This is a genomic window from Reyranella sp. (genome assembly GCF_050185545.1).
GTDB lineage: Bacteria > Pseudomonadota > Alphaproteobacteria > Reyranellales > Reyranellaceae > Reyranella.
In genome coordinates, this window is the sequence record NZ_JBFWZI010000128.1 from 1 (window position 1) to 3,691 (window position 3,691).

A 3,691-nucleotide genomic window follows, 5' to 3' on the forward strand; every position below is an offset into this window, starting at 1 on the left:
TCGCCATGGCGGGCTTCGTCGGCGCTGCGGCAAGCTGCCTTCTGAGGTCCCCTGGCAATCCCGCAGGCATCGAGAGCGCGGTGTTCGAGGGCATCAAGGCGGGCGTCGCCAAGGATCGGTCCGCCTTCCTGGCCGACCTCCTGAAAGACGTCTTCTTCGACATCAAACGGCCCGCGACCAACCCGGCGACGCCGCAGATGGTGCAACACTGGCTGGACGTCGCTTTGCAGGCCAGTCTCGAGGCGACGATCGCCTGTGTCGATGCGTTCAGCGCCACCGACTTCCGCCCCGAGCTGTCGTCGGTGAAAGTGCCCGCCCTGGTACTGCATGGAACAGCCGACATCCCCGTGCCGATCGGGTTGGCACGGGCGACGGCACAGGGAATTCCCGGGTCGAGGATGATCGAGTACGAGGGGCTGTACGACGGAGTCTCGCACGGCCTGGTGGTGACCGAGAAGGATCGCGTGGTCCGCGATCTCATGGGCTTCCTCGCCAGCTGAGTTCCGTCAAGTCCCGTCGATTTGATGCGCCGTGAGGGGCCGCTTGGCGGGATCGCCGCACAGTTCGGTTGCACGATGCCGATTGCACTGCCGAGGTGAAGGGAATGTTCAGGATTGGAGAATTCGCGCAAATCGCCCAGGTATCGGCGAGACAATTGCGGCACTACGATCAGCTCGGGCTGCTGCGCCCGGGCCATACCGATCCCAGGAGCGCGTATCGCTACTACAGCATTCGCCAGCTGCCGCGGCTGAACAGCATTCTGGCGCTGAAGGAGCTCGGGCTTACCCTCGAGCAGATCGGACCGCTGCTCGAGAACAGGATCTCTCCGGAGGAGCTGCGCGGCATGCTCGCCATGAAGCGCGCACAGGTCGAGCAGTCGCTTCGCGCCGAAGAGACCCGTCTGCGCCACATAGAGTCGCGTATCGCGGAGATCGATCGCCAGGGGCGAATCGAGGGCTTCGACGTGATCGTCAAGTCCGTTGCCGCGGTCCCGTTTCTTTCCGTTCGCAGGTCCTTCGAGGGCATGGACGAGGTCGTGTCCATGATCCGCACCATCGCGCAGGAAGGCGCCCGGCAGATTCGCCCCGCCCTGCGCGACAAGCTGATGGTCGTGGCGCGCAATGACGTCGACGACGAGGCGCTCGACCTCGATATCGGCTTCTCCCTGACGCGGCAGTCGAACGCGAGCATACGCGTTTCCGGAAACTGCCTGCTGCTGGCCAGCGAGCTTCCGGCAGTTCCGACCATGGCGACGATCGTAAGGCCCGGGACCAACGCCGTAAGCCATTCATCCTTCGCCGCGATCGGCACCTGGATCGAGGCCAACCAGTACGAAATCGCCGGGCCTTGCCGCGAGGTCTTTCTCGAGCCGATCACCGAGCCACCCGGCTTCGAGCGTGCCCTGGTGGAAATCCAGTTTCCGGTTCGCCGCGCCGCCTGAACGCGCGCCGACCAGGTCAGGAGCGGCCACCGGCCGCCGCAGAGTCGTCGTTCGATCCCAGAACATGAGGAGAGTCAGATGAAGATCTATGGTGTGCCGCTGTCGGTCCATACGCGAAAGGTGCTCGTCGCAGCACGACTCAAGGGAGTGCCATTCGATCTCGACGTCGTCATTCCCGTCGTTCCGGACAACCCGCCGGCAAACTGGCGCGACATCAGCCCCACAGGCCTCATCCCGGCGATCGACGACGGCGGTTTCCGGCTCGCCGATTCGACCGCGATCATCCACTACATGGAACGCAAACACCCGACACCGGCCCTTCTCCCGGCCGACAGCAAGGAGCTCGGCGCCGCGGTGTTCCTCGATGCCTGGGCAGGCTCGGCGCTGTTTCGCAACGTCGTGCATCCGATCTTCCACAATCAGGTCGTCAATCCGAACATCCGCAAGCTCCCCGCGGATCAGGCCGCAATCGATGCCGCGGTGAACGAGGCCGCTCCCGAGGCGTTCGGCTATCTCGAGAGTCGGGCGCCCGAAGCCTTCCTGGTTGGTGGCGAGCTGTCGATCGCCGACCTCGCCGTCGTCTCCAACCTGATCGTCTTCCACTACCTCGGCCGGCGCATCGACGATCGCTTCCCGAAGCTTCAGACCTACTTCCGAAGGCACCTCGATTCGCCAGTGCTCGGCGCCGCATTGGCGGACGAAAGGCCATATGTCGCCCAGATGGGCCTCGATCTCAGCTTCATCGGGTAGCAGCGCCAGAGCCTCAGGTCGTCGCGACAATCAGCTCTTCCGAGCTCGTCGTCTTGAGGCCATCTGCCCTCGCGGGGAAATAGCGCGCGTTCAGCTCGGCTGCCGATACATGCCGCACCCTCTGGAAACCCGCTTCCCGGGCGAGGCCCAGCGCCTGGTCGGGCGTAAAGAAGCTGAGCCAGGGATTGCCGCCGGCGCGTGCGCCCTTCATTGCCGCCTCGACGCCGGACCGCTCCGCAGGATCGATCAACTCCATTGGGCCAATGAAGCTCATCACGAAGGTCGTGCCTGACGCGAAGGCAGCGATCTGGCGCATGGTCGCGAGGTTCGCGTCACGCGTGAGATACATGCTGACACCGGTCGAAGCGACAACGGCTGGCTTGCACGCATCGAACCCTGCGTCGGCCAACCTCTCCATCCAGGACTCGCCCGCTTCGAAATCGACCGGCACCAACCGCAAATTATCAGGGATGCCCAAACCGAGATCGAGCAGCCGTTGCCGCTTCCAGGCCTGTGGGCCAGCGCGGTCGATCTCGAAGATATCGAGGCGTCCCGCCAAATCCGGCCGTCGCAGAGCGAAGGTGTCGAGTCCGGCTCCAAGCAGCACATATTGCCCGACGCCGAGGCTCATCTCGTCGGCCACCAGATCTTCGACGAAGCGCGCGCGCACCACGATGGAGGCACGATAGGTCCTGGTGCCCTGCGGGTGCATGTCGCCGCGCCGCTGCCAGCCTTCATCCGGTGCGGCGATCCTGAGCCCGATCTCGTCCTCCAATGCGTGCGGCAGTGGGTCGATCTGCACGTGAAGTGCGCGCCACAGTGCAGTCCGGATCGCCGTCTGGTCGGGCGCCGCCGATTGCAGGTGTTTCGTCGATTTCGTCCGTTTCGAGAGCGCCATCGCTTACTCTTTGGCCGGCGCCTGGAGGCGCCAGATGCGTCCATCGGGATCGCGGATGGTCATCTCCCGCGTCCCCCAATGTGTGTCCTCGAACGGAGTTATCACATCGAGGATCGGCTCGGGCCGGAACGCATTCTCGTCGGCCACCTTGAGGACAACATGCGCTTCGGTCTCCTGGCTTGCCGGGACCTCTGCGATGAAGAGGTAGGGTCCCACACCATTGCGCATCTGACCTGAGTTGTGGTCGGTCTCGAACTCGAGGACAAAGCCCAGCGCCTGGAAGAACTTGGCAGCCTTGCCCCAGTTGTGGGTCGTCAGCAGAACAGCCTCGACGCCATCGGTTGTCATGTCACTTCTCCTTTCTGGACAACGGCCGCTTCGACTGGCCTTCATCGAGGTAGGCGCGCAACGCTTCGGCCACGAGTGCCGAGAGCGATAACTCCGCTTCAATGGCGTGATGCTTCACCCGCCTGATCAGCCGGACCGGCAGATACACATTGAATTGCTTGACCTCCTCGTCGTCCATTGCATTCCTAGAATGCTAGCAATATAGCAATCAGTCAACTCATCGCAAAGCGAGGAAGCCCGCCACTGGCTACTCG

At 63.6% G+C, this 3,691-nt stretch carries 6 protein-coding genes; 3 read left to right on the forward strand and 3 right to left on the reverse strand.

Annotated elements, in window-relative coordinates:
* From AB7O82_RS26495 to AB7O82_RS26505, 3 genes are all read left to right on the forward strand, one after another.
* A partial coding sequence (locus AB7O82_RS26495; protein ID WP_428620540.1) for an alpha/beta fold hydrolase occupies window positions 1-500 on the forward strand: 500 nt, incomplete at its 5' end.
* A 104-nt stretch (window positions 501-604) separates the two neighbouring features.
* Complete coding sequence (locus tag AB7O82_RS26500; protein ID WP_428554163.1) at window positions 605-1,441, forward strand: MerR family transcriptional regulator; 837 nt, start codon at window positions 605-607, stop codon at window positions 1,439-1,441.
* 78 nt (window positions 1,442-1,519) lie between these two features.
* A complete protein-coding gene (locus tag AB7O82_RS26505; RefSeq protein WP_428554161.1) occupies window positions 1,520-2,191 on the forward strand; it encodes a glutathione S-transferase family protein in 672 nt (223 codons plus the stop codon).
* Window positions 2,192-2,204: 13 nt separating this feature from the next.
* Here AB7O82_RS26505 and AB7O82_RS26510 read toward each other — a convergent pair whose 3' ends face one another.
* From AB7O82_RS26510 to AB7O82_RS26520, 3 genes are read right to left on the reverse strand one after another with little or no spacing between them, the layout of a single operon-like run.
* A complete protein-coding gene (locus tag AB7O82_RS26510) occupies window positions 2,205-3,089 on the reverse strand; it encodes a class I SAM-dependent methyltransferase (protein ID WP_428620542.1) in 885 nt (294 codons plus the stop codon).
* A gap of 3 nt (window positions 3,090-3,092) precedes the next feature.
* Window positions 3,093-3,437: a VOC family protein gene (locus AB7O82_RS26515; RefSeq protein WP_428620544.1), complete on the reverse strand. Its 345-nt coding sequence runs from the start codon at window positions 3,435-3,437 to the stop codon at window positions 3,093-3,095.
* 1 nt (window position 3,438) lies between these two features.
* Window positions 3,439-3,615 (reverse strand): ribbon-helix-helix protein, CopG family, encoded by a 177-nt coding sequence (locus AB7O82_RS26520; RefSeq protein ID WP_428554153.1) that lies wholly within the window; start codon window positions 3,613-3,615, stop codon window positions 3,439-3,441.
* Window positions 3,616-3,691 lie beyond the last annotated feature (76 nt).